The sequence below is a fragment of the Oleiphilus sp. HI0117 genome (assembly GCF_001635235.1).
On sequence record NZ_LWGA01000585.1, the window covers coordinates 1 to 22,548 of the forward strand.

Here is a 22,548-nt window from a genome sequence, read left to right on the forward strand (position 1 = left end):
AATCTAATTTTTGCGATCTACCGCATGTCATCGAGAATCCGAATACCTGTAAAGACTATCTCACCCCGGGATTTGCACTAGAAGAAGACAATTTACCCAAGCTCGCCTCCAAATCAATGACTCTTTTTATAAGCTGGCGGCGACTTTCATCTATCGACAGCAAGCTTTCCTGGTTTTCTAATTGAACTTTGGCGCTATCACTCATACGAGCCTGTAGCGCAGCAATACGTTTTTCAAACTCTTGAGTACTCGAATCGAAAGTGCTCAATTTTTCATTAAACTGCGTCAAAAACTCTTCTCGTTCAGCTCGAGTAATTGACAACTCCCCTGACAACGAAGCTATACGACCATCTAATACTGACATCCCTTTATCAGAGTCCGCTTTCAATGCTGATAATGAAACCTCATGAGTAGCTAAAGATTTTTGACTCTCGGCAAGCTTTTTCGTTAGCGCTTCTATTTTCTTTTCATGACCTTGAATAGTTTTACGATTCCTATCATAAGACACACCCCACAGCTTTCGAACCTCCGACTCCAGAAAAGCCATTTTCTTCTCTGCAGATGTGCCGGTTTGCATTAGTTCAGCACCCGTTTCACTAACCTCCCCTTCCAAACGAGCCAACAACAACTTGCTTTGCCCTATAAATTCGTCAGCACTAGACAAGCGCTCCTCTAAACCGACTACCGTTTGGGATTGCTGCCAATATAAGTATGATAAGCCCCCCAAAGCCAGAAGCATTAACAGCAACAGAGAAACGACTAAAGGTGAAGCAGATGATTGAGAGGCTGCAACCGGGGCGCGCACCTCGGACGAACGCACAGCATTTACTGTAGAGCTAGAGCCTGAACCGGCCTTTCCTACTTGCTGTTTTTTGTTGCCGATATCATCTCTTTTGCCTGCCGATGCCTTAGCAGATTTATTCTTATTCTTTCGACTATTATAAAGATCCAGATCATCTCGGTCCGGCCGCAAGCTATCCATTAAATTTCCTCTGCACTAATCATCTCAGGTATCTGTACGCTTAAATTCCAACTACCGCCGGGTTACCATGCACCAGCCAGTCAAAAGCAGATTCTAGCGCCTGCGCGCACCTTTGTCCTCCAATAAAACAATTCTATTTGCATGAAACCTGATGAATCACTACTATATGCGGTCTTTTTTTATCCAGACACTAATTCTCTGGGTAATCACGTGCCTTGGCATCAAGGCCAGACAGTTAGTGAGAGGTGACAAGATGCAGCCAGTAGTTGGGATAATCATGGGTTCAAAGTCGGACTGGCCGACAATGGAACACGCGGCCAACATGCTAGACGAGTTAGGTGTAGCCTACGAAGTTAAGGTCGTTTCTGCACATCGCACCCCTGACCTCTTATTCAACTATGCCAAAACAGCTGAAGAGCGCGGCATTCAAGTTATAATTGGTGGCGCTGGTGGCGCAGCACACTTACCTGGAATGGCTGCCTCACAAACCAATCTACCTGTGTTTGGCGTACCTGTTCAATCTAAAGCATTAAACGGCCTCGACTCCCTTCTATCTATTGCACAAATGCCTGGCGGAATCGCTGTTGGTACACTGGCTATTGGTGTCGCCGGGGCAAAGAATGCAGGTCTACTTGCAGGCCAGGTGATCGCATTGCATGATGACAAAGTCAAAGCTGCTCTCAATAAGTTCCGCCAGACGCAAACAGAAACAGTATTAAGCCAACCAGATCCACGAGGCTAGGCAATGAAGAAAATTGGTGTACTGGGCGCTGGGCAACTAGGCCGAATGCTCGCTTTGGCGGGATACCCTCTGGAGCTGGACTTTCACTTTTATGATACGTCCGGTTCTCCTAGCGTTGGACTTGGAGACATTACTATCGACACCGAGGCCAAGCTCGACAATCCGGCCTTAGCGGACTTCCTGAATGACGTTGATGTCGTCACTTATGAATTTGAGCACCTTCCAGCGCAACTAACACAATACATCGAAAGTAAAAGTACACTTTATCCCCCCTCAAAGTCTATTGAAGTCTGTCAAAATAGAGCTGAGGAAAAGGCACTATTTACCAAACTTGGAATTCCCACTCCTGCCTACCATATCGTCAACTCCCTTGAAGAGTTAAAAGCGGCTGTCGAAAAACTAGGTTGCCCAATCGTCACCAAGACAACGCGAGAAGGCTATGACGGAAAAGGCCAGTTCGTTATTCGTCAAGCAGAACAATGCGAAGCAGCATGGCAGGCTATTGGCGAAGGTAAAAATGGCACAAACACACTTATTGCAGAAGCATTCGTAAACTTTTCTCGAGAGCTGTCAATTATCGCTGTACGCTCAGCTGATGACAGCATGAAAGTCTACCCACTAGCAGAAAACGACCACCACGAAGGCATTCTGCGCTATTCCATCGCACCTGCAGCTAAGGTCGCGGACGATATAAATGCTCAAGCAAATCAATATATTAAAGAGTTAATGCATGAGCTAGGGCATGTCGGCATTTTAACACTGGAATTATTTGAAACAGAAAACGGCTTAGTCGCTAATGAAATGGCACCTCGAGTCCATAACTCTGGGCACTGGAGCATTGAAGGCGCACATTGCAGTCAGTTTGAAAACCATTTGCGTGCTGTCAGCGGCCTACCTTTAGGTTGCACCGAAGCGCAAAAGCTCACCTGCATGATCAATATTATTGGTGAAAAAGGTGATACCGGGAGTATCTTGTCACTTCCTTACGCCAACCTTCATTTGTACGGAAAAGAAGAACGCGAAGGACGCAAACTAGGGCACGTGACTGTGCAAGCAGATAGCCACGAAGAACTTGCCTGGCGAGTAAAGAATGTTGCGAGTTTTTTGCCTGGAAGCCCTGAATTCAAACATAGTTAAACCGATTCAAAGGCAGAAACCCCAAAAGCAGCTTGAGACACTAGAAAAACTCAAGCTCGCTTTCTTCAAACCAGTCTTCTTCCTCCAAACCCTCACTAACTTCCGCAAATATCATTTCTTTATTGGTCTGTTTTATTAATAAACGACAGACAATCGGCAAGTCATGAATCTGTGCCAATAGGTGGCTATCCACCAAGAAAAGCCTCTCATGGACTTCGTAATCAACAGGTGCGTCCAGCTCTAACAGCTCATCCTGACACAATTTAGGCAAGCCCATTCTGAGAATACAGTGATGAAGCAGCAACTGGTTTTTCAAGTCTCCCAAAAAGCGATTAGCTAGCTCCATACACCAATTTTCCTGGTACTGCACAATTGTTTAATTTTGCGCTTCAATACTAGGCATTGTTTCCCTGAGAAAAGCTCCAGAAACACTTAAATACATTAAGATAGAAAGATCTTCAGAACTAGCCTCAATGGATACAGAAACAAAGCCATCAAGAGTAGATAACCTTTGTAGGTCATTATCAGTCTTTTTAATATAAGCACCTAAATTATCAAACTGTTTTGCACTAGCACGCTCAAACAACTCCAAAATTCGTGGCACAACTTGCACACTGCTCATTGATATTCCCTCAAGACTCTCTGATCACTTCATTATTCCCCAGTACCGTTACTATACAAAGTATAGACAGCAAACTAAATACTCCACCGAACATCTAGTAGCATAAAGGAGGCACTACCAAGTATAAAGGCAACAAGGTAGAATGCACTTTCTTCCAAACAAACTAACAAACTTACTTCAGCAGCTCACCGCTAGTATATCCACCTTATGATACAAAATAGCTCTTCCCTACCCTCTTCTGTTGACCCAAGCCAAACACGCGTAATCGTTGGCATGTCAGGCGGTGTTGACTCTTCCGTTTCAGCACTACTCCTAAAACAGCAAGGCTTTCTTGTCGAAGGCCTGTTTATGAAAAACTGGGACGAGGACGACGGCACAGAATACTGTACCGCAATCGAAGACCTGAATGATGCCCAAGCTGTATGTGACAAGCTAGGTATTAAGCTTCATACCGCTAACTTTGCCGCTGAATATTGGGACAGAGTCTTCGAGCACTTTTTGGTTGAGTATCGCTCTGGGCGAACTCCCAACCCTGACATCCTGTGTAACAAGGAAATCAAATTCAAAGCCTTTCTCGATTATGCGAGTACCTTAGGGGCAGATTACATTGCGACAGGCCATTACGTGAGACGCGCTGACGATAATGGGCAAACCTTGCTATTAAAGGGGCTCGATAACAACAAAGATCAAAGCTACTTTCTACATGCTGTCAACCAAAGCAAATTAGCGAAAACCCTGTTTCCGGTTGGTGAATTGGAAAAGCCAGCTGTAAGAAAGCTTGCCGAAGAACATGATTTAATCACACATAACAAGAAAGATAGTACCGGCATATGTTTTATCGGAGAGCGAAAGTTCTCTGACTTTCTAAAGCAATACATCCCTGCGCAACCGGGTGATATTGAAACTGACAAGGGCGATATCATCGGCCGACACAATGGGCTTATGTACCACACTATTGGGCAGCGCCAAGGCTTAGGAATTGGTGGGCTCAGCGGCTATGACGAATCACCTTGGTATGTTGCACAAAAAGACCTTGATCGTAACGTATTAATCGTTGTTCAAGGCAGCAAGCACCCCCTTCTATACAGCAGCCAACTACAGACTCTCGAAACTGACTGGATCAACAAAGCTCCAAGTGAGTACCCTTTCCACTGCAAAGCTAAGGTGCGCTACCGCCAAGCTGATCAGGACTGCATTATTGAAAGTAACGACAATGGATGCTTAAGCGTATTCTTTGGGCAGCCTCAGCGCGCGGTCACACCCGGCCAATCGATTGCCTTCTATCTTGAAGATCAATGCCTCGGTGGCGCGATTATTGAAACAACGGAATAGACAGCTAAAACACTAGAAAGCTGAATTCCAAGACATGCTCAGCAATCATCAGCAAAGTAATTTTAAACAGTGAACTCTATGAACAAGACTCAACAACAAATACTTGCCCTAGCAGGGTTATTCCAGGCAATGTCAGCCGCTGACGACATTGCACAGAGCGGACAATGCAATCCTCAACACCTGGAAACTGCCTTAAATAGTCTGTTTATCACAAACCCGGATACCACACTATCGGTCTTTGGTGACCTTGCCAAACTTGAGAAAGGCCTTGAAGTCGTTCATGACCTACTTGCCAAAACTAATACTAAGGGGCACGTACTGCCCGTGCGCTACGCTCTTGCAGTCCTCCACCTTGAGAGAAAACTCAATAAAGATAAAGAAATGCTAGATGCACTTAGCCGGAAACTTGAGAGGGCACAACAGCAAGTAGAGCATTTTGGCCTGCTTCACGAAAATGTCATTGGCAGTCTCGCTGAGATTTACATGCAAACCATCAGCACCTTTTCATTGCGTGTACAGGTATCTGGCCATGAACGCCACTTGACCGTCGATCTGAACGCAGCAAAAATCCGCTGCCTGCTTCTCTCAGGCGTAAGGGCTGCAAACTTATGGCGACAACTCTCTGGCCATCGTTGGCACTTTATCTTTAAACGACGCGCGTTAGCAAATGAGTGCGAAAAACTATTAAGCCAAAGCAGAGCAAGCTAGCTGCTACATAATTATATCTGAAAACTATTACAGATCTCCTTCAATTATTGATTAAATCCAGTAACTTGCATGAGAGAGACTTTGAATCTATATTAGGAACTTCTGCTCACGAATCAATCTATTTTGCAGTAAAATCACGACCCAACCATTACTGATTTCTTAAGGAAAACACTTTGTTTAGCAACCTTCGATTTGAAGTCAAAATTTGGCTACTTCTAGCTATTGCCATTATTAGCAGCTTATTCATTCAAGTTTTTGACCGGATTAATGAGCGAGATAACTTGCTCGAAAGTCGAAAAAGTGAAGTGAAGCATCTTGTTGAAAATGCGTCTTCGCTGCTTAGCTCATTCTACGAACGAAGAGATATATTGGGTGAAGCAGAAGCTAAAAAACAAGCCGTCAACGCTATCAGACACCTAAGGTACGACAATGGCAGCGGATATTTCTGGATCAATGATTATAGCGCGAAAATGGTGATGCACCCTATTAAGCCAGCACTGAACGGCAAAGACTTAAGCGAATTTACCGACCCTAAAGGCACGCAACTGTTTTCCGATTTTGTGAAAGTCGTACGCAGCTCTGAAAGCGGGTATGTCGATTATTATTGGGCTAAACCTGGAAAAGACGAACCTGTTGCAAAAACATCATATGTTCAAGGCTTCAAACCTTGGAACTACATTATCGGCAGCGGTGTATATATTGACGATATCGATGAGCTATTCTGGAAAAAGTCACGATCGTCTATCTTCTTGCTTCTTGCCACGCTCATTGTCGTTGCTGTGATCGCTCGAATGATGACCCAAGACTTGGTCGAACCTTTAAAGCGAATCGTATCAGTCATGAAAGACGCTGCAAACGGAGACTTTCGACAAGAAATTGAGCAAACTGAGCGTCGCGATGAGCTAGGAGGTCTAAGCCGATCGTTCATCAGCATGCAAAGCGCCTTCCGTAGCTTAATCAATCACTGCAAACACGGCTCTGAAGAAATGTCGTTTTCTGCAACCGTCATGAATGACATTACATCAAGAACATCAGAAGGTGTTGACCAACAACACTCTGAGACCGAGCTTCTCGCCTCGGCAATTGAAGAGCTTGCCATGACAATTCAAGAGATTGCTAACAACGCTGCAGAAACCTCAGACCTGACTCACGAAGCAAATACTCAAATAAATCAAGGTAACGAGATGATGCGCAATACCATTGGTGCAATCAGCAGCGTCTCGGATGATATGACACAAGCCAGCCAAGTCATTAGCCAACTTGAAGCCGATGTTCAACAAATTGACACCATTCTTGGCGTCATCAGAAACATTTCTGAACAGACCAACCTATTAGCTTTGAACGCCGCGATCGAGGCTGCACGAGCTGGCGAAACAGGCCGCGGCTTCGCGGTAGTAGCAGATGAAGTTAGGTCTCTCGCACAACGAACTCATGAATCCACTGAAGAAATACAGGCGATGACTGAAGCTCTGCAATCTGCCGCTGCCAATGCAGTTAAAGTAATGGAGGCCGGAAAGATCCATACTCAATCTTGTGTGGATAATGCTTACAGCACCGGAGAGTGCCTAATGATAGCGGGTTCAAAAGTCGCTGAAGTCACCGATAGGAATAATATGATCGCTGCAACGGTGGAACAACAAGGCATCGTTGCGAATGAAGTCAGCAGCAATGTGGTCTCTATCAAAGAGGTCGCTCATGAAACCCACGAAGGTGCGACAACACTTTCACAACATAGCGAAGAGCTACAAAAGCTAACCAGCTCAACTCAGCAACTTCTTGAGCAGTACAAGGTATAGACTTGGAGAGAGCATATTTATAGCTCTCTTTTATTGTTATATTCATTTTATGCCTGATAAACACCGAGATAAGTAGACACATCTAATGAAAACCATATTACGCAAACCACTACACTTACTTATTTCAATCCCTCTACTAAGCTTGTGCTTTGCCCTAACCTGCTCTGCCAATAGCTGGAACTTGGAACATGATGACGACGGAATCAAGGTATATACTCAAGAGATAGAGGGTTCCTCATTCAAAGCATTTCGTGGTGAAACCTCGATTAAATCAAGCCTACATAACTTAATGGCCCACCATACAGACATATCTGCAATGGAACTATGGCTACAAGATTGCGCAAAGAGTGAAGTTCTTCGAAGAATATCAAATAAAGACTTTTATATTTACCAACGAACGAGTGCCCCCTGGCCTGTAAGCGACCGAGATTATGTACTACATGCCAATATTAAACAAGACCCCAAGACCTATGCTGTAACGATGACTTTCGAAGCCAGCACAGCCGTAAAGCAAAATCACGAAGACTGTGTACCTGTCACACAACTAACAGGTTATTGGCGCTTTACACCACAAGGTGATGGCTATATTTTTGTCGAATATGAAACGCATGCTGATCCTAGCGGAGACCTACCGGCATGGCTCGCCAACAGCTTCGTTGTTGACCAACCGTTAGGCACACTAGAAAAAATGCGTAGACGCGTCGAAAGCAATAGCTATCAGCTGCCCAAAGAAATGTCGTACATCATTGAGCCACCATTACCATTAGCGATCAAAAATAAATCAATTTCCGAGCAAGCCACAAAACATAAGCAATAGACCGCACCCTCATGTATCCGTGACAAAAAGTGCAACTCAGGTCACATTTGTAGTATCATTGCCGCCCATTTTTTAAGCAGCAGAGAAAGAGATTACGAATGCAACTTTCATCTTTAACCGCAGTTTCACCTATCGATGGCCGTTACGGCTCAAAAGTCACTGACCTTAGGGATATCTTCAGCGAGTTTGGACTTATTAAATTCCGCGTAGAGGTTGAAATTCGTTGGTTGCAAACCTTGGCAGCCCACCCTCAAATTGAAGAATTAAAAGCCTTCTCTGCTGACGCCAACAAGTTCCTAGACGATATCGTAAGTAACTTCTCTGTAGAAGACGCAGAGCGCGTTAAAGAAATTGAACGCACTACAAATCACGACGTAAAAGCAGTTGAATATCTCCTAAAAGAAAAGTTCTCTGCAGCAAAAGGCGACTTCCCTGAATTAGAAGCCGATTCCGAGTTCGTTCACTTTGCTTGTACTTCGGAAGACATCAACAACCTATCTCACGGTTTAATGCTTACTAATGGCATGCAGAAGAGTGTTTTACCGTCAATGAAAGAAGTTGTAAACAAAATGGAAGAACTGGCACTTGAGTACGCTGAAATCCCGATGCTTTCACGTACCCACGGTCAAACAGCCTCGCCTTCTACAATGGGTAAAGAATTTGCAAATGTTGTTGCTCGTTTACGCCGCCAGTTGGCTCAAATCGAGAAAGTTGAAATCCTGGGCAAAATTAATGGCGCTGTAGGTAACTACAATGCTCACCTATCTGCCTACCCTGATGTTGACTGGGCTGAAAATGCTAAAACATTCATCGAGAGCCTAGGACTACAGTTCAACCCGTATACAACACAGATTGAGCCCCACGATTATATTGCAGAATTGTTTGACGCAATTGCCCGCTTCAACACGATTCTAATCGACCTAGACCGCGACATTTGGGCTTACATTTCAATGGCTTTCTTCAAGCAGAAAACAATTGCTGGTGAAGTTGGCTCTTCCACGATGCCTCATAAAGTTAACCCTATCGACTTTGAAAACTCTGAAGGCAACTTAGGCCTGGCAAACGCTATATTAGGCCACTTGGCAGAAAAGCTACCTATCTCTCGCTGGCAGCGTGACCTGACAGATTCTACGGTTCTTCGTAACCTAGGCGTCGGCCTGGCGCACAGCATCATTGCTTACCAGTCCACGCTAAAGGGTCTAAACAAGCTTCAAATTAACCCGGAGCGTTTAGCTCAAGACCTCGACAACGCATGGGAAATCATGGCTGAGCCGATTCAAACCGTTATGCGTCGCTATAAGGTTGAACAACCTTACGAGAAGCTTAAAGAGCTAACTCGCGGTAATGTAATGAACCAGGAAACGATTCAAAGCTTTGTGAAGACTTTAGATATTCCAGACTCAGCTAAAGAAGAGCTGCTGAAATTGACGCCTGCTACCTATATTGGTAACGCAATAGCGCAGGCAAACGCAATTAAGAGCTAACTTTCGAAAGATTATAAAAAAGGCGCATTGAGAAAACTCAACGCGCCTTTTTTCTTTCCATTTGAAGACTCTTAAGTAATCAGTTTCGCCCATAAACCCTTTCTCTGTTATAACGGAAGAAACCTAACATTTCTTCTTCCTTCTGGATGGTACCGGCCTCATTTTTAAAGTACTTCTCTCGCAAAGCGCTTAGCTTTTCTACTAAGGCTTCACCTTCAAACTGCTCAGAGACAAGTGAACGCTCTTCCATATATGCGTAACCATTATTCCACCGATCCTCTCTCTCTTGGTCTCGCTTGACCAACCATTCTATCTGGGACTCTTCGAATCCGATGAGCCGCCTCACTTCATTAATTTCATACTGACGTTCTTCACGTGTTAATGCACCGAGTTCGCTTTGTACAATATTAAGACCAAAGACAACTTGAGATAACATACCTTTCGAATCAAGCACCAAATCTTCAACAGAGCCAAAATAGTTTTCATCATAAGCGCTTTGCAATAGATAAACTCGGTCTTGCATGCTCATATCAAGTGACTGGTTAAGCATATTAACGGTAGAGAGCATTGACTCTCGTTTATCTTCTTCAGCACTTCGTTCTTTCTCCCAAATAGCTTCTGCTAACTCCTCACCAAAAATTTCATAGCGCTTTTGCCAAAACATGCCTTGCTGCTGCAACGCAGGCATTTCATTCAGATCTAATATATTAGTCAAGAGCCACTCGTCATAGATATCAAGCATTGCTAATAAAGCAAGAATATCATCTACTAACTCGGGGAAAGCCGTTCGAATAATTCGCTCAAATATTTCCGCACCTGTATCTGGGTAGGACTGTATTAAGTCGTTACGCATTTCTTTCAAGCTTGCGTGAAAAGACGGTAAGTGTTTCTCACTTGAGTGTTCTTGAACCAATAAGCTTACTAAGGCTTCAATCAGCTGCTCAATCTCACTAGGCTCCGCTTTCAAATACTCTGGAATCTGAGGAGTAGGCACATCAAGGTAATCCTCAGTCGAGGAAGATAAAGGTAATGAAGGGCCAAGAGAAACAGGCTCATAGTGCGAATTAAGTGGCTTTTGACTGGCAAATAACTGAATAAGGAAAACGCTTAGTGCGATACTGATAACAGCGATGCCACCCAACAAATAGGGTTTCAAATTTACGTCTTTATTGTGCTCACTCATATCTACTCTCTGAATTATTATTATCTTTAGACATTTCGAGAAAGCGGCGATCCCTGCCGCTCCAAAACTAACTACTCTAGTTTTATAGCAAAGGCTGAAGTACTGGCCAGATCTGTGCTGAAAGGTTATGAGATCCTTCCACGGTCGGATGAATATCATCACTTTCCACCTGAGAAGCAGGTACCGTTCCACGCGGATCTACAAAATGACAATTCGCATTACTCGACACGTCACAAGCATAACCCAGCAAGTCATCTCCATAATTCAATGCTTGAGTTAGATTCGCATTACCTCTAGGTAGCTCGTAATAGCCGAGCCATACAACATTATCGACGCCATCTGCATCCATTTGGTTTAGCAAGTTAACCGCGTTAACATACTGATCTTCAACTAAGCCACGGCAGCTGCTAGAAATGTTCCAGCGATACCACTTAGTACGGCAACCATAAGGGTCGAATAGAGTTGCCGGTATCAAGATATCATTACCGCCGCCATCCATGACAATCGTAGAAATATTCGCATCCGTTGCTTTCGCATCTTGGTACTGTTTGTCTACAGGTGTTGCTAATGAACCACCCGATAACTCAGCGCCACTTTGCGTATAGTTTCGGAAAGTGGTACCGGCATTCGCTTGAAGGTCCTCCTCAATTACACCATTCAAATCGAATATCGAATCACCTAGCGTTACCACGTCCATACGCTGAGCGTTTTCTTCATAAGGGTTTCCCGTACAAGCAACCAAGGAACCGGCAATCGCTAGTGTCCCCACCAGCTTAATCATAGAGCCGCCTTTGTGATACAGTTTTCTTAGATTCATCGTTTTCATGCTTTCTCCAGTTGTTATTTTTGATATGGAGACATGATCCTATAATGATTAATTTAAGTTTAGTGAGGCGCAAAACGTACCAAATAGTGAATATTGTTCATATTTTGCACCCTCGATAATACACGAGCTAAAAAGAGAATAGATTTGTGATTTCATTGACAAAAAAAGGGCCTTCCCTGGCCCCACTAACTATGTAAATCTAATTAAGTCGAGTGAATGTATTTACCCGAATTACAATACAGGCTGAAGCACAGGCCAAATCTGATTTGCCAAGTTAATAGATCCTTCTGGGGTTGGGTGAATATTATCGCTTTCAACTTGAGATGCTGGAACAGTGCCACGCGTATCGACAAATGAGCAGCTTGCATTCGTCGCTACATCGCAAGCATAACCAAGCAAGTCATCACCGTAATTTAAGGCTTTTGTGAGGTTTTTATTGCCACGAGGTAACTCGTAATACCCTAGCCATATCACGTTCTGAACATCATCACTTTCCATCTGATTGAGCAGGTTTACTGCATTAATATACTGATCCTCAATCAAGCCACGGCAGCTTCTTGAAATATTCCAACGCCACCAGTGAGTACGACACCCATAAGGGTCGAATAGCATTGCGGGGATAAGAATGTCGTTACCGCCGCCATCCATAACAATGGTATCGATATTTGCGTCTGTAGACTTAGCATCCTCATATTGTTGATCGACGGCTTTAGCCAAGGCACCACCAGACAACTCTGCTCCGCTTTGCGTGTAATCTCGAAAGGTCTCACCGGCATAGGATTCGAGCGTCTCTTGAATGACACCATTAAGATCAAAGATCGAGTCGCCCAGAGTAATAACGTCATTGCGATCTGCCACTTCTTCGTAAGGGTTACCTGTACAACCGACAACACTCACAGAAACTATACAGGCAGCTGCAAATTTGACAGCCTTAGCCATCTTCACTGGCAGGTCTATCAATTTTTTTTGTTTTAATCTAATCATTTTGCTTCTCCAGCTTTTTGATTGTTTTATGGAGAAACAACGATAACGCAGTCATGAATTTTTTTAGGTATAGGATTACGTACAGATCTCATAGATCAGTGCGCAATTTGCCTTAGGGTTCATTGCACATTCGTCTGGCCAAATCATCTCTAGCGTGCTGAATAAGTGTTAAAGGATCTCGCGCTACGGAAGTGAAAACATGCAAACCACCTAAAGGCATAATGCCCTTCTGTGTTATTTCACCGATAGACCGACAATAGTGCTTCAGGTTCCCGGCCGCATCCGGTTGTGAGGTTGAAGGCATCAATATCGCCACTTCATTTCGATCCAAACTAACAAGACTAAATGCGCTATCCAACTCTGTTGATAAGCACGCTTTAACCTCATCACGCCACTGAGACTCTATTCGCAACAATGCAAGGGCATGTGACGCTTGGTCGTCTCTGCCAATCAAATCAGTCAGGCGCGCTTCTAAACCTTTTTGGTTTAACAAACCTGTTTCAGTATCATGAACATCCAACCATTTCCTCTCATCTACAATAGTTGGTTCAGCTAAAGGTGTCGCGATGACCAAAACTTGCCGAGACGAGATAGAGACAGACTCTTCCTGCTCTCCATAAACAGGCGTATAACGCCAAGAAAGGCAGTGCTGATGCCCTGACACAGAAGTGATATAAGCAACATGTTCAAACTCTGACAAAACCCCTCTAGTGATATCCTCAAGCCGCCGGGAGACTAAGCCCCCCTTAGCCTGAATGAGAGAATCCAACGAGCTCCCTTCGAGACTTTCTGAGCTTAATTCAAATAAAGATTTTAGATAGCGATTAACAGACAATAAGCGCCCGCCACCATCAACTACTGCGATACCCACAGGAACTGAGTCATTCACACTCTCTGATAATAGTTTCTCGCGCTCCAAAGCTTCTGTGCGTGCATCCAAAGCATTTGACGTTTCGACTGCCAAGCGCTCAACTGCATCGGCACGATGTAGCTTACGTAAAGGCTGGCGTAATAGTATAAACAGTAGAAATTCACCGACAAGCAACGCTAAGAAACTATAACTGAACGTTTGAGAGATCGTTTGATCTAATAAGGAGTAGTCTTCAGACACATTTGATATTACAACTAGTTGATTTTGCTGCAAAGGCATCGCCTTCAATTCATAAATATTTGGAGACAAATCCAAAACCTGAATTCGGCGACTTAATTCATCAAGAGAGTACGAACGCGAAGCCTGATCAAGCACGACTCTGCTTTCCAAGGGGTTGGTTAAAGCCATTAGATCACGCTCCCAAAATGGAGAAACAGGCAGCCCCTTGACCCCTGCACTAAATGGGTCCGTATTCTTGCTTAGCAAAACCGTATCAATATTTGAGACGTGCTGAAACCTAAGCATTACATTACTTAATGGCTCTGCCAGAACGATGACACCCAAAACATCCCCCTGATAAAGCATGGCAGTGTAAGTCACAATTCGGCAAACAGAGTTACAATCTACACGCCAAGAGGGCGCTTCTCTCTGGAGCACCTCCCTAACACTCTCTTGGTGTTGCAATGAGTCAGTCGAGTGTAATATACCAAGCTGAGTATCAAACAAAGCCAATACTGACAATCCCCCATCGGCTTGTAAATTCCAATCAAGCTCTTCTATTTCACTGCGAAAACTTTCGACATCGTTTCCCCGGATTGCCTCCATTAAAATTTTATTCAAACTTGCCGAGTTCGCTAGCTGTATCACTTTATCCGCAGAAGTTTCTATCAAACGATTTAATTGCTGTTCATATTGGGCATGCACAATAAGCCGGTTAGACTCAAACTCATGCGTTTTCCACTGAGACATCAACAAAGAAAAGGCCAACACAATTAATGTGAATACAAGGCTAATCGCTCCAAACGTTTGCCAATTAATGTTAAAACCTTTGTCTTTCCATCCTGAGGGTAATGTCTCGTCAATCATCTACTACCACCTATAGGCGAGCTGAAAAAGAACTGCTGTCCAGTATGGATCCTGCTCGTCTGAAATCGAGTTATCACGACTAAACAACCTCGAGTAACCCTCAATATAATGAATCTCAGCGCGAAGAAGCCAGTTCTCATCAGGTCTAAATGCCAGACCAAAATTAGCATCGTCAAATGAGCTCTTTGGGTCTGACGAGCCCCTCAGCTTTGTTTGTTCATAGCGAGCATACATTTCCCAGAATTCATCAAAACGATAAACACTCTGCAAGTAATAAGCTTCTTCATAAAAATCATTAACAGCCTCGCTTGCCAGTGCCGGAATATTAGTCTGGAATTTATGGCGCAAATACTCAAACGTGACAGACCATTGGAATTGGTTGTATTCAAGTGATGTCACGATATTTTCGGAGTAAAATGACGCGTCAGGCTCAACAATCATAAGTAAAGGGTCGTCACCTGCAGGAAACTCAACTGATACTTCGTACTCTGGTTTGAAGTACGTTATGGAGGCACGCCAACCATCAAACTCTTCTCCATATATTATTTTGGCTAACAGGCTACGATCTCCTTTGAGTTTGCTTGGAGAAAGTTGTGAGGCCTCTTCCAACTCATCTTTATCAGCAACAGGCTGGCTCAAGAAAAGTTGAAATGCTAAAGGCTCACCAGATAGGTCATAAGAACCAAAGAATTCCACACCATCAGCGGAATAAAAGGAGTTACGAGTCATGTCAAAATAAACGGCTTGCGGCATCACCACCCCCGTTCGGGTATGGGGAATATCCCGAGTCTCATTATAAAAACCATATTGGCTTTCAAACAGCATCAGGCTTTAGGCGCTTTTTCAAAGCCGAATTTTCACAAACACCTATAGAGTTTCTCGAAAAGCATTGTTCAGCAAAAATTTGTTCCAATCTTGAAAACTAGGCGTCACCTTCTCCGCCTTTTTAATCTGGATATTATTAACGAAGATAGTAAGTCAAGCATGAGCTAGCTCAAACATAGCTCGAAGCACCTAGCGAGGCACAGTGACCTCTGCCTACAAATCTCCGAGCACTAATGCACCGCTTTCCAATAAGTTGGCAATAACGCTTTTATCCTGTTTATCTGAAACTAAATCTAGTATTCGCTGACGACAAAGATCTTGTCTGTCGGCGAGTTCTTCAGCCAATGCGGCTGAACATTTATAAGAAGTACCATCAACATAAAGCAGACACTCCTTGAAGGTGGTATAGGCAAAGCGTGAAGCAGGGTTACGCTGAATTAGCTCACCCTCACCAAGGAGCGACTCCCAATCCTCAATACTTTCGCCGACAAGCTCAAGCTCAGGATACTTCCTTTCCGTTACATACTCCCCTAGCCAGTTTGCAAGCAAGGTCTCATTGGTCAAGGCCTCGCTCAACATTTCACGCAAGCGAGTGATAGCAGCTTCAGGGATATTACCTCGGGCAGCTTTTAAAGCCTCGATGCTATCCTGATAACGCTCATCCTCTTTCAAGCCCTCCAAGGCTGCTGTCGCTACACCGTCGACAATATCTCGAATGCTCGGAGCGCGAAAACCAACTGAATAGGTCATGCTGTTTTCTACAGAGACTCCTAAGTGCGCATGCTTGGCGGGAATGTAAAGGATATCACCCGGTTCCAAGGTTACTTCCAATTTAGGCTCAAATTCAGTCAGGATACGCACAGAGGTATCTGGTACCAATTCACTGTCGGCGCTACAAACCTGACCTACTTGCCACTTTCTGCTCCCCTCTCCTTGAATTAGAAAGACATCAAAAAAGTCATAATGCTGGGAAACGGTTCCCCCAACCGGCGCATACGAAGCCATTATGTCATCCAGACGCCAGCTCGGTAAGAAATCAAAAGACCTTAAAATCTCCGCCACTTCAGGTGACCACTGATCAAGACCTTGAACCAGAAGCGTCCAATCCCTCTTGGGTAGAGTAGGAAACCGGCTTTCTTCAAAAGGCCCACACTCGACCTGCCACTTTTGATCAGACTGCATAATTATTCGGGACTCGACATCCTCCTCACAGGCTAAACCCGCTAATTCACTTGGCTCCAACCAATATGGGTCCGAAAAAGCCTTGGAAATAAGCATTGGTTTTTTTTGCCAGTAATTGAGTAAAAAATCCTGAACATCAAAATTGTGCAACATAGCGAGCCTTATTCTTAATTAGCAAAAAGCAGGTAAAGTCGGTAGACCTGCATACCCCAGCTGTTCTATTCTGAGCATGATATAATAATGGATTGATAATGCAGTAACATCATTTGAAATATTATGAGTCAAATTAAAATCCAAACTTATGCCCTGGATAAACTTCCATTAGAGGTACATCGTCGCCTATGCAAGCTCGATAACGACTGGCTGCATATTCATAAGGCTCATCAAGTAGAGAAGGGTTTTATCCAGGCACTTGTCGCCAGTGATAACATTATTGGCTACGTTGTCGTTAAGCATAACGACGCTAGCTCTGCCCATATCCATAAGCTATATATTCACCCTTCCTGCAGAAGAAAGTCCTTTGGTCGCCAGCTTCTGCATCGAGCGATGAAAGCTGCCGCAAAGTCTAACTATGATGAGCTCTACCTGGAATGCTTTCAAGAATATCAGGCCTTCTTTGCCTCTCAAGGATTCGTGACAGCCAAAGAGCCTAATCGTGATGGGATATACCATATGGAAATGCCCTGTCTGAGGCATTATATTAAAGTCCGAGCAGAAGAGCCTCACTTGTCAACAGATGGACGGAAGGCACTGTTAATATCTCAGGATAATCATTTATATAAGTACAATAACCAAGACCAGTTTGTTAGCTTTCATCGAAGCATGCTTTCACAGGCCCAGAGACAAATATCCATACTTTCCGACACAATCACACACCCTATCTTTAAAGAAAGCTACATCCGTCAATGTCTATTGAATCTATCGAAGAGGAACTCGCAGGCAAAAATTAGAATACTATTAATCGATGATCGAACTGGTGCAGGCTATCACAATCCACTTATTGACCTCGCCCAGAAATTGACCAGCTTCATCGAATTAAGAGTGATTCCAAGAGGCGCCAGCAGGCCCCGCGATATGATTACAACGGTTGATTTTGACGCCGGCATCTACCGGAAAGACCTGGATAGCTACACGGGCTTCGTTAACTACAGCAATCATATGATCGCACAGAGACTCAGAGATAGCTTTGACCAACATTGGCAATACGCTAAACCCTCTGCCAATATGCGCCGCCTAAGTATTTAGCTAATCAATACGCACAAAAAAACCGGCATTCAGCCGGTTTTTTTGTGCCCCTACATAAGCAGGGGCTGAGTAAACACTTATTGCGCTTTAAACTTCAAACGGTAAGCATGAAGTAGCGGCTCTGTGTAACCACTTGGCTGCTCTTTGCCCTTGAAGATCAAATCAGAAGCTGCCTGGAAAGCAATGCCGTCAAAAGACGGTGCCATGGCGATGTATTCAGAATCACCCGCATTCTGGCCGTCAACAATCGCTGCCATACGCTTCAAGCTTTCTTCAACCTGTTCTTTGGTACAAACACCGTGCTCCAACCAGTTCGCCACGTGCTGAGAAGAAATACGCAATGTTGCACGATCTTCCATCAAACCAACGTTGTTGATATCTGGAACTTTAGAACAACCAACACCCTGATCAACCCAACGTACAACATAACCCAGGATACCCTGACAGTTGTTGTCGATTTCGTTCTGAATGAATTCAGGCGTTAGCGCCTTAACTTCATCTGCAGACATTAGTGGAACGCTTAAGATGTCATCTACGTTTGCATGCTCGCGAGTCTTAAGTTCGTTTTGAACCGCAAATACATCAATCTGATGATAGTGAATTGCGTGAAGTGCTGCGGCAGTAGGAGAAGGAACCCAAGCCGTGTTAGCACCCGCTTTAGGATGGCCCACTTTCTGCTCCATCATCATGCCCATTTCATCAGGAATCGGCCACATGCCTTTACCAATCTGTGAACGACCTTGTAGGCCTGTTTCCAAACCTGTATCAACGTTCCAATCTTCGTATGCGTTAATCCAAACTTGCTGCTTCATTTGAGTCTTAGCAACAAAAGGACCTGCCAACATTGACGTGTGTAGCTCATCACCGGTACGGTCAAGGAAGCCTGTGTTGATGAATACAACACGGTCTTTCGCTGCACGGATACATTCTTTCAAGTTAACAGTGGTACGACGCTCTTCATCCATAATACCCATCTTCATCGTGAAGCGAGGCAGGTTAAGTGCATCTTCAACACGTGCAAACAATTCGTTAGCAAAAGCCACTTCTTCTGGGCCGTGCATCTTAGGTTTAACGATATTGACAGAACCTGTTGTAGAGTTCTTGAATGGGCTATTGCCATTCAAGTCGTGAATAGCGATAAGCGCTGTCACAACACCGTCCATGATGCCTTCAGGAATTTCAGAACCGTCTTCCAAAAGAATCGCAGGGTTAGTCATCAAGTGACCTACGTTACGAACGAACAACATTGAACGACCTTTCAAAGAGAAAGTATTACCGTCAACACCCGTGAATTCACGGTCAGCATTCATCACACGTGTAAATGTCTTACCGCCTTTGCTTACGTCTTCAGCCAGATCGCCTTTCATTAGGCCTAACCAGTTGCCGTAAGTCGTCACTTTGTCTTCTGCGTCAACCGCAGCAACAGAGTCTTCACAGTCCATGATAGTGGTCAGTGCCGCTTCCATGATCAAATCTTTAACGCCAGCAGCGTCAGTTGAACCAACTGGGCTAGTCGCATCGATTTGGATTTCGATGTGCAAACCATTGTTCTTCAAAAGAATAGATGTTGGTGCAGCTACGTCGCCGGTGTAACCAACAAATTTGTCTTCTTCTTTTAGACCTGAAGTAGAACCGTCAGCCAGTGTCACGGCAAGCTTACCGTCAACGATTGCGTAGTTTGTTGTACCGACGTGAGAACCCTTAGCCAAAGGTGCAGCCGTGTCTAATACACCACGAGCATAAGCGATAACCTTGTCGCCACGTACTTTGTTATAACCTGGGCCCTTTTCAGCGCCACCTTCTTCAGAAATAACTTTCGTGCCATAAAGCGCATCGTACAAAGAACCCCAACGAGCGTTAGAAGCGTTCAATGCGAAACGAGCGTTCATTACTGGCACAACTAGCTGTGGGCCAGCCATTTCAGCGATCTCTGGCTCTACATTTTCAGTCGTTGCTTCAAATGCCGGGCCTTCTTCTACCAGGTAACCAATTTCCTGAAGAAATGCTTTGTACTCTGCGAAATCCAAAGACTGGCCTTTACGCTCAGAATGATACGCATCAATCTTAGCTTGAAGGTCATCACGCTTTGCAAGCAGCTCGCGGTTACGTGGTGCCAACTCATTAGCGATTGCGCTGAAACCAGCCCAAAATGCATCCTGATCGACGCCTGTACCTGGAATTGCTTTCTCGTTTACGAAATCGAATAGCTCTTTTGCGACCTGCAGGCCTGCAGCTTGAACGCGCTCTGTCATCTTTGTATCAGCCTCAACACTTGAAATAACAAGGAAATTGCCCCTAGCAAAAGTAAACTTCTTCGCCAGGTGCGTAATAAAGGCGGCAGATTTTACATGAAAATGTGACAAACCCCAAATTCTATCCGATCAAAGTTTGCACAATCATTTACCATTTCACCCTAAATCCCAGATAGAAAATCACAAACGCTGGTCTATACTCAAAGGTATAAGCAATTTCAGTTTAACCTTTTGTATATTTTTTAAGATCTTAGCTATGTCAACAACCACTATTACAATCGCCATCGTTGCTATCATATTTCTTTGCATTGGTGCTATTTATATTTCTCAAGCGCGCGAGCGAGCACGTGTTGAGCGCATTCGCAAAACCAATGTGCTGACTGAGCGACATAACCGCATGCAACAGTTGATTCACGACCTGCCCCCGCAGTACTTAAACAACGAGCTACGCATCATGATCGCCGAGCGCTCAGTTGAAACGCTTAATGAACTGATCATTTTAAATAAAACCGAGCGCCTACAAGGTTACCTCACTGCTGATCATGACTATCTAAAGAACTTACGCGAAAACAACCCCAAATTTCCGGCAGTCCCCGTAAAAACAGAAGCCAAAGCCAAAGAAGTGAGAGGCTACCTGGAGGTACTTCAACGCTTTATTCAGTCACAACATAAGGCCAAGCGTCTGAATGCCGGCAGTGCAAAAAAATATCTGGATCACATCAGTCTTTCGATTTGCCAATCCAAAGCAGACTTATTCTGTGGCCGAGCCGAAGCGGCAAATGCCAATGGCAAGCCCAGAGTTGCAATTCATAATTACCACAGTGCAATTGATGCATTTAAAGAGTTTGCCAAACACCCTCAGGCCGCAAAAGCTATTGCGCTTTACAAAGCCAAAATCAAAGCGCTTGATGAAGTAGCGGATCAACACAACAAAAAATTCAGAGAACAAGAAGAAGCTAAAAAACAAGAAGGCAACAAAGAGTGGGATAGCTTTCTCGATGACGAAGACCAATGGCAAAAGAAGAATTCATACGACTAAAAACAAGTTTTTTCTCTTCTCTTGCATCTTAAAATAGGATTTTCCTGACATTATGTACTATTTTTAATATTTAGAAGAGCTCCATAATTAGCCCGGCTGATCGAGCTCTACCTATTCTGTCCACAATGAACTTCTCTGGACGACCTCAAAAAATAAAAAAGCCGTTTAGATGAGAAAAATCAGGCTCAGCCACCCATTAGCTAAATTATTACTATTACTAATCCTCATCGTTGTAGGGCGTTATGCTTTTTCTGAACAACTTCCCGGATACAAGCTCAGCGCTGAGTCAATACCCGAAAATATAGGCATTTACACCCAATACATCGAAGATAAAGACGGCATTCTATTTTTGAAGATATTATGGCCGCGGACTCAAAGTATAATAATGGTCTAAAATGGCAAAATGCTCCCAACGATGGCCTTGCAAAAGGATTTACTGACTCAGTATATTGGCTCCGCTTTTCAGTCGATAACATAAGCCCAGAAGCCACACGCTGGTACCTTGAGGTTCGCTACCCGATCCTTGATTCAATTGAATACTTCATACCAGATAGTGAGGGCGAGTATACTAAAGAAATCGCAGGTGATGCTTATCCCTTTGAGCAACGAGACATCGATTATCGAAATATCGTTTTTTTACACAACACGCCAGCCAACGAAAGCCAAACTTTTTATATGCGCATCGATACCTCTAGTTCGATGTTTGTCCCCCTTCAAATATGGCCCAATGACACCTTCTTTCATGAAATAGATAAAGTTAAGCTACTGCTCGGCATTCTCTATGGGATCGTAATTCTTGCGCTATTTATTTCAGCAGTAAATGCCGTATTCCTAAGAGACGTCATGTATATCTGGTTAAGCGGTATCTTTATCTGCTTTTTCTTGTACCTGGGTGGGATTAAAGGGGTTGCCTTCCAAGCCTTATGGCCAAACTCTCTCTATTGGCAGAAAATCAGCATCCCCTTCTTCATGAATATGAGCGTTGCATTCGGCTTCTTATATTGTCGCGCCTACATCAACTTAAGAGTGCTGTCTCTCAAGCTTGACCTGTCAATTAAAGTCTTGGCGGCGCTAGCTTTTGCCACAAGCTTACTCTGCTTTATTATCGAATACGAATACATCATTAGCATCAGCACAATCGTAACCATGCTTTCACAAGTCATATGTTTAAGCATCGGCCTCTACTCCTGGTATAAAGGCAATACGGCAGCCCGCCTGTTAATTTGCATGTAAAACTGACCCTGCTTTTGCACTTAATTTTGACCCGCCTGAGAGGCCAGATTACGGCCTGAACTTTTCTTTTATTTCCAGTTTTAAATTCGTTTATTAGTAGATTCTTTGTAGCGGTAACTTTCGTTACCTGTTTCAATGATGTGACAGTGATGCGTTAGTCGATCAAGTAATGCGGTTGTCATCTTTGCGTCACCGAAGACTT

The 22,548-nt window shown here is 44.1% G+C and carries 21 protein-coding genes; 10 read left to right on the top strand and 11 right to left on the bottom strand.

Annotated features, from left to right (window positions below; all coding sequences use genetic code 11):
* Positions 1-55: 55 nt before the first annotated feature.
* The gene (locus tag A3757_RS06345) at positions 56-982 is read right to left on the bottom strand and encodes a hypothetical protein (RefSeq protein ID WP_068506828.1); all 927 of its coding nucleotides are present in this window, start codon (positions 980-982) and stop codon (positions 56-58) included.
* A 253-nt stretch (positions 983-1,235) separates the two neighbouring features.
* Between A3757_RS06345 and purE the strand changes: the two genes are divergently transcribed.
* Both purE and A3757_RS06355 read left to right on the top strand, forming a co-directional pair.
* Positions 1,236-1,724, top strand: a complete 489-nt coding sequence (gene purE, locus A3757_RS06350) for a 5-(carboxyamino)imidazole ribonucleotide mutase (RefSeq protein WP_068506833.1) — start codon at positions 1,236-1,238, stop codon at positions 1,722-1,724.
* Positions 1,725-1,727: 3 nt separating this feature from the next.
* On the top strand, positions 1,728-2,861 hold the full coding sequence (locus A3757_RS06355; RefSeq protein WP_068553054.1) for a 5-(carboxyamino)imidazole ribonucleotide synthase: 1,134 nt from the start codon (positions 1,728-1,730) through the stop codon (positions 2,859-2,861).
* A gap of 40 nt (positions 2,862-2,901) precedes the next feature.
* On the opposite strand, the gene A3757_RS06360 is transcribed toward A3757_RS06355, so the two are convergent.
* Together A3757_RS06360 and A3757_RS06365 are read right to left on the bottom strand one after the other, a co-directional pair.
* A complete protein-coding gene (locus A3757_RS06360; protein ID WP_068511619.1) occupies positions 2,902-3,207 on the bottom strand; it encodes a hypothetical protein in 306 nt (101 codons plus the stop codon).
* Between the two features lie 30 nt (positions 3,208-3,237).
* On the bottom strand, positions 3,238-3,483 hold the full coding sequence (locus A3757_RS06365) for a hypothetical protein (RefSeq protein WP_068511616.1): 246 nt from the start codon (positions 3,481-3,483) through the stop codon (positions 3,238-3,240).
* A 207-nt stretch (positions 3,484-3,690) separates the two neighbouring features.
* On the opposite strand from A3757_RS06365, the gene mnmA reads away from it, so the two are divergent.
* The 5 genes from mnmA to purB all read left to right on the top strand — a co-directional run bounded on the left by mnmA (position 3,691) and on the right by purB (position 9,620).
* The gene (gene mnmA / locus A3757_RS06370) at positions 3,691-4,815 is read left to right on the top strand and encodes a tRNA 2-thiouridine(34) synthase MnmA (protein WP_068511612.1); all 1,125 of its coding nucleotides are present in this window, start codon (positions 3,691-3,693) and stop codon (positions 4,813-4,815) included.
* Positions 4,816-4,893: 78 nt separating this feature from the next.
* Positions 4,894-5,523, top strand: a complete 630-nt coding sequence (hflD, locus tag A3757_RS06375; protein ID WP_068511610.1) for a high frequency lysogenization protein HflD — start codon at positions 4,894-4,896, stop codon at positions 5,521-5,523.
* Positions 5,524-5,696: 173 nt separating this feature from the next.
* On the top strand, positions 5,697-7,319 hold the full coding sequence (locus tag A3757_RS06380; protein ID WP_068554324.1) for a methyl-accepting chemotaxis protein: 1,623 nt from the start codon (positions 5,697-5,699) through the stop codon (positions 7,317-7,319).
* A gap of 85 nt (positions 7,320-7,404) precedes the next feature.
* Positions 7,405-8,136: an START domain-containing protein gene (locus tag A3757_RS06385; RefSeq protein ID WP_068554323.1), complete on the top strand. Its 732-nt coding sequence runs from the start codon at positions 7,405-7,407 to the stop codon at positions 8,134-8,136.
* Positions 8,137-8,234: 98 nt separating this feature from the next.
* Positions 8,235-9,620 (top strand): adenylosuccinate lyase, encoded by a 1,386-nt coding sequence (gene purB / locus A3757_RS06390; RefSeq protein WP_068554322.1) that lies wholly within the window; start codon positions 8,235-8,237, stop codon positions 9,618-9,620.
* 79 nt (positions 9,621-9,699) lie between these two features.
* On the opposite strand, the gene A3757_RS06395 is transcribed toward purB, so the two are convergent.
* The 6 genes from A3757_RS06395 to A3757_RS06420 form a co-directional block, all read right to left on the bottom strand.
* Positions 9,700-10,803, bottom strand: a complete 1,104-nt coding sequence (locus A3757_RS06395; protein ID WP_068554321.1) for a hypothetical protein — start codon at positions 10,801-10,803, stop codon at positions 9,700-9,702.
* Between the two features lie 82 nt (positions 10,804-10,885).
* On the bottom strand, positions 10,886-11,629 hold the full coding sequence (locus A3757_RS06400) for an SGNH/GDSL hydrolase family protein (protein ID WP_082865373.1): 744 nt from the start codon (positions 11,627-11,629) through the stop codon (positions 10,886-10,888).
* 231 nt (positions 11,630-11,860) lie between these two features.
* Complete coding sequence (locus A3757_RS06405) at positions 11,861-12,613, bottom strand: SGNH/GDSL hydrolase family protein (RefSeq protein ID WP_068554320.1); 753 nt, start codon at positions 12,611-12,613, stop codon at positions 11,861-11,863.
* A gap of 112 nt (positions 12,614-12,725) precedes the next feature.
* Positions 12,726-14,570, bottom strand: a complete 1,845-nt coding sequence (locus A3757_RS06410) for a cache domain-containing protein (protein WP_068554319.1) — start codon at positions 14,568-14,570, stop codon at positions 12,726-12,728.
* A gap of 3 nt (positions 14,571-14,573) precedes the next feature.
* Positions 14,574-15,395, bottom strand: a complete 822-nt coding sequence (locus A3757_RS06415) for a hypothetical protein (protein ID WP_068554318.1) — start codon at positions 15,393-15,395, stop codon at positions 14,574-14,576.
* Between the two features lie 213 nt (positions 15,396-15,608).
* A complete protein-coding gene (locus A3757_RS06420; protein ID WP_068507457.1) occupies positions 15,609-16,730 on the bottom strand; it encodes a cupin domain-containing protein in 1,122 nt (373 codons plus the stop codon).
* Positions 16,731-16,853: 123 nt separating this feature from the next.
* Here A3757_RS06420 and A3757_RS06425 point away from each other — a divergent pair, with 123 nt between their 5' ends.
* Complete coding sequence (locus tag A3757_RS06425; RefSeq protein ID WP_068507459.1) at positions 16,854-17,822, top strand: GNAT family N-acetyltransferase; 969 nt, start codon at positions 16,854-16,856, stop codon at positions 17,820-17,822.
* Between the two features lie 77 nt (positions 17,823-17,899).
* On the opposite strand, the gene A3757_RS06430 is transcribed toward A3757_RS06425, so the two are convergent.
* Positions 17,900-20,074, bottom strand: coding sequence for a malate synthase G (locus A3757_RS06430; protein ID WP_068507465.1), 2,175 nt, complete (start codon positions 20,072-20,074; stop codon positions 17,900-17,902).
* A gap of 256 nt (positions 20,075-20,330) precedes the next feature.
* Between A3757_RS06430 and A3757_RS06435 the strand changes: the two genes are divergently transcribed.
* Complete coding sequence (locus A3757_RS06435) at positions 20,331-21,113, top strand: hypothetical protein (RefSeq protein ID WP_068507461.1); 783 nt, start codon at positions 20,331-20,333, stop codon at positions 21,111-21,113.
* 360 nt (positions 21,114-21,473) lie between these two features.
* Positions 21,474-22,346: a 7TM-DISM domain-containing protein gene (locus tag A3757_RS06440; RefSeq protein WP_068507463.1), complete on the top strand. Its 873-nt coding sequence runs from the start codon at positions 21,474-21,476 to the stop codon at positions 22,344-22,346.
* 80 nt (positions 22,347-22,426) lie between these two features.
* Here A3757_RS06440 and A3757_RS25105 read toward each other — a convergent pair.
* Positions 22,427-22,548: ATP-binding protein (locus A3757_RS25105; RefSeq protein WP_197469885.1), on the bottom strand; the 122-nt coding region annotated here is incomplete at its 5' end.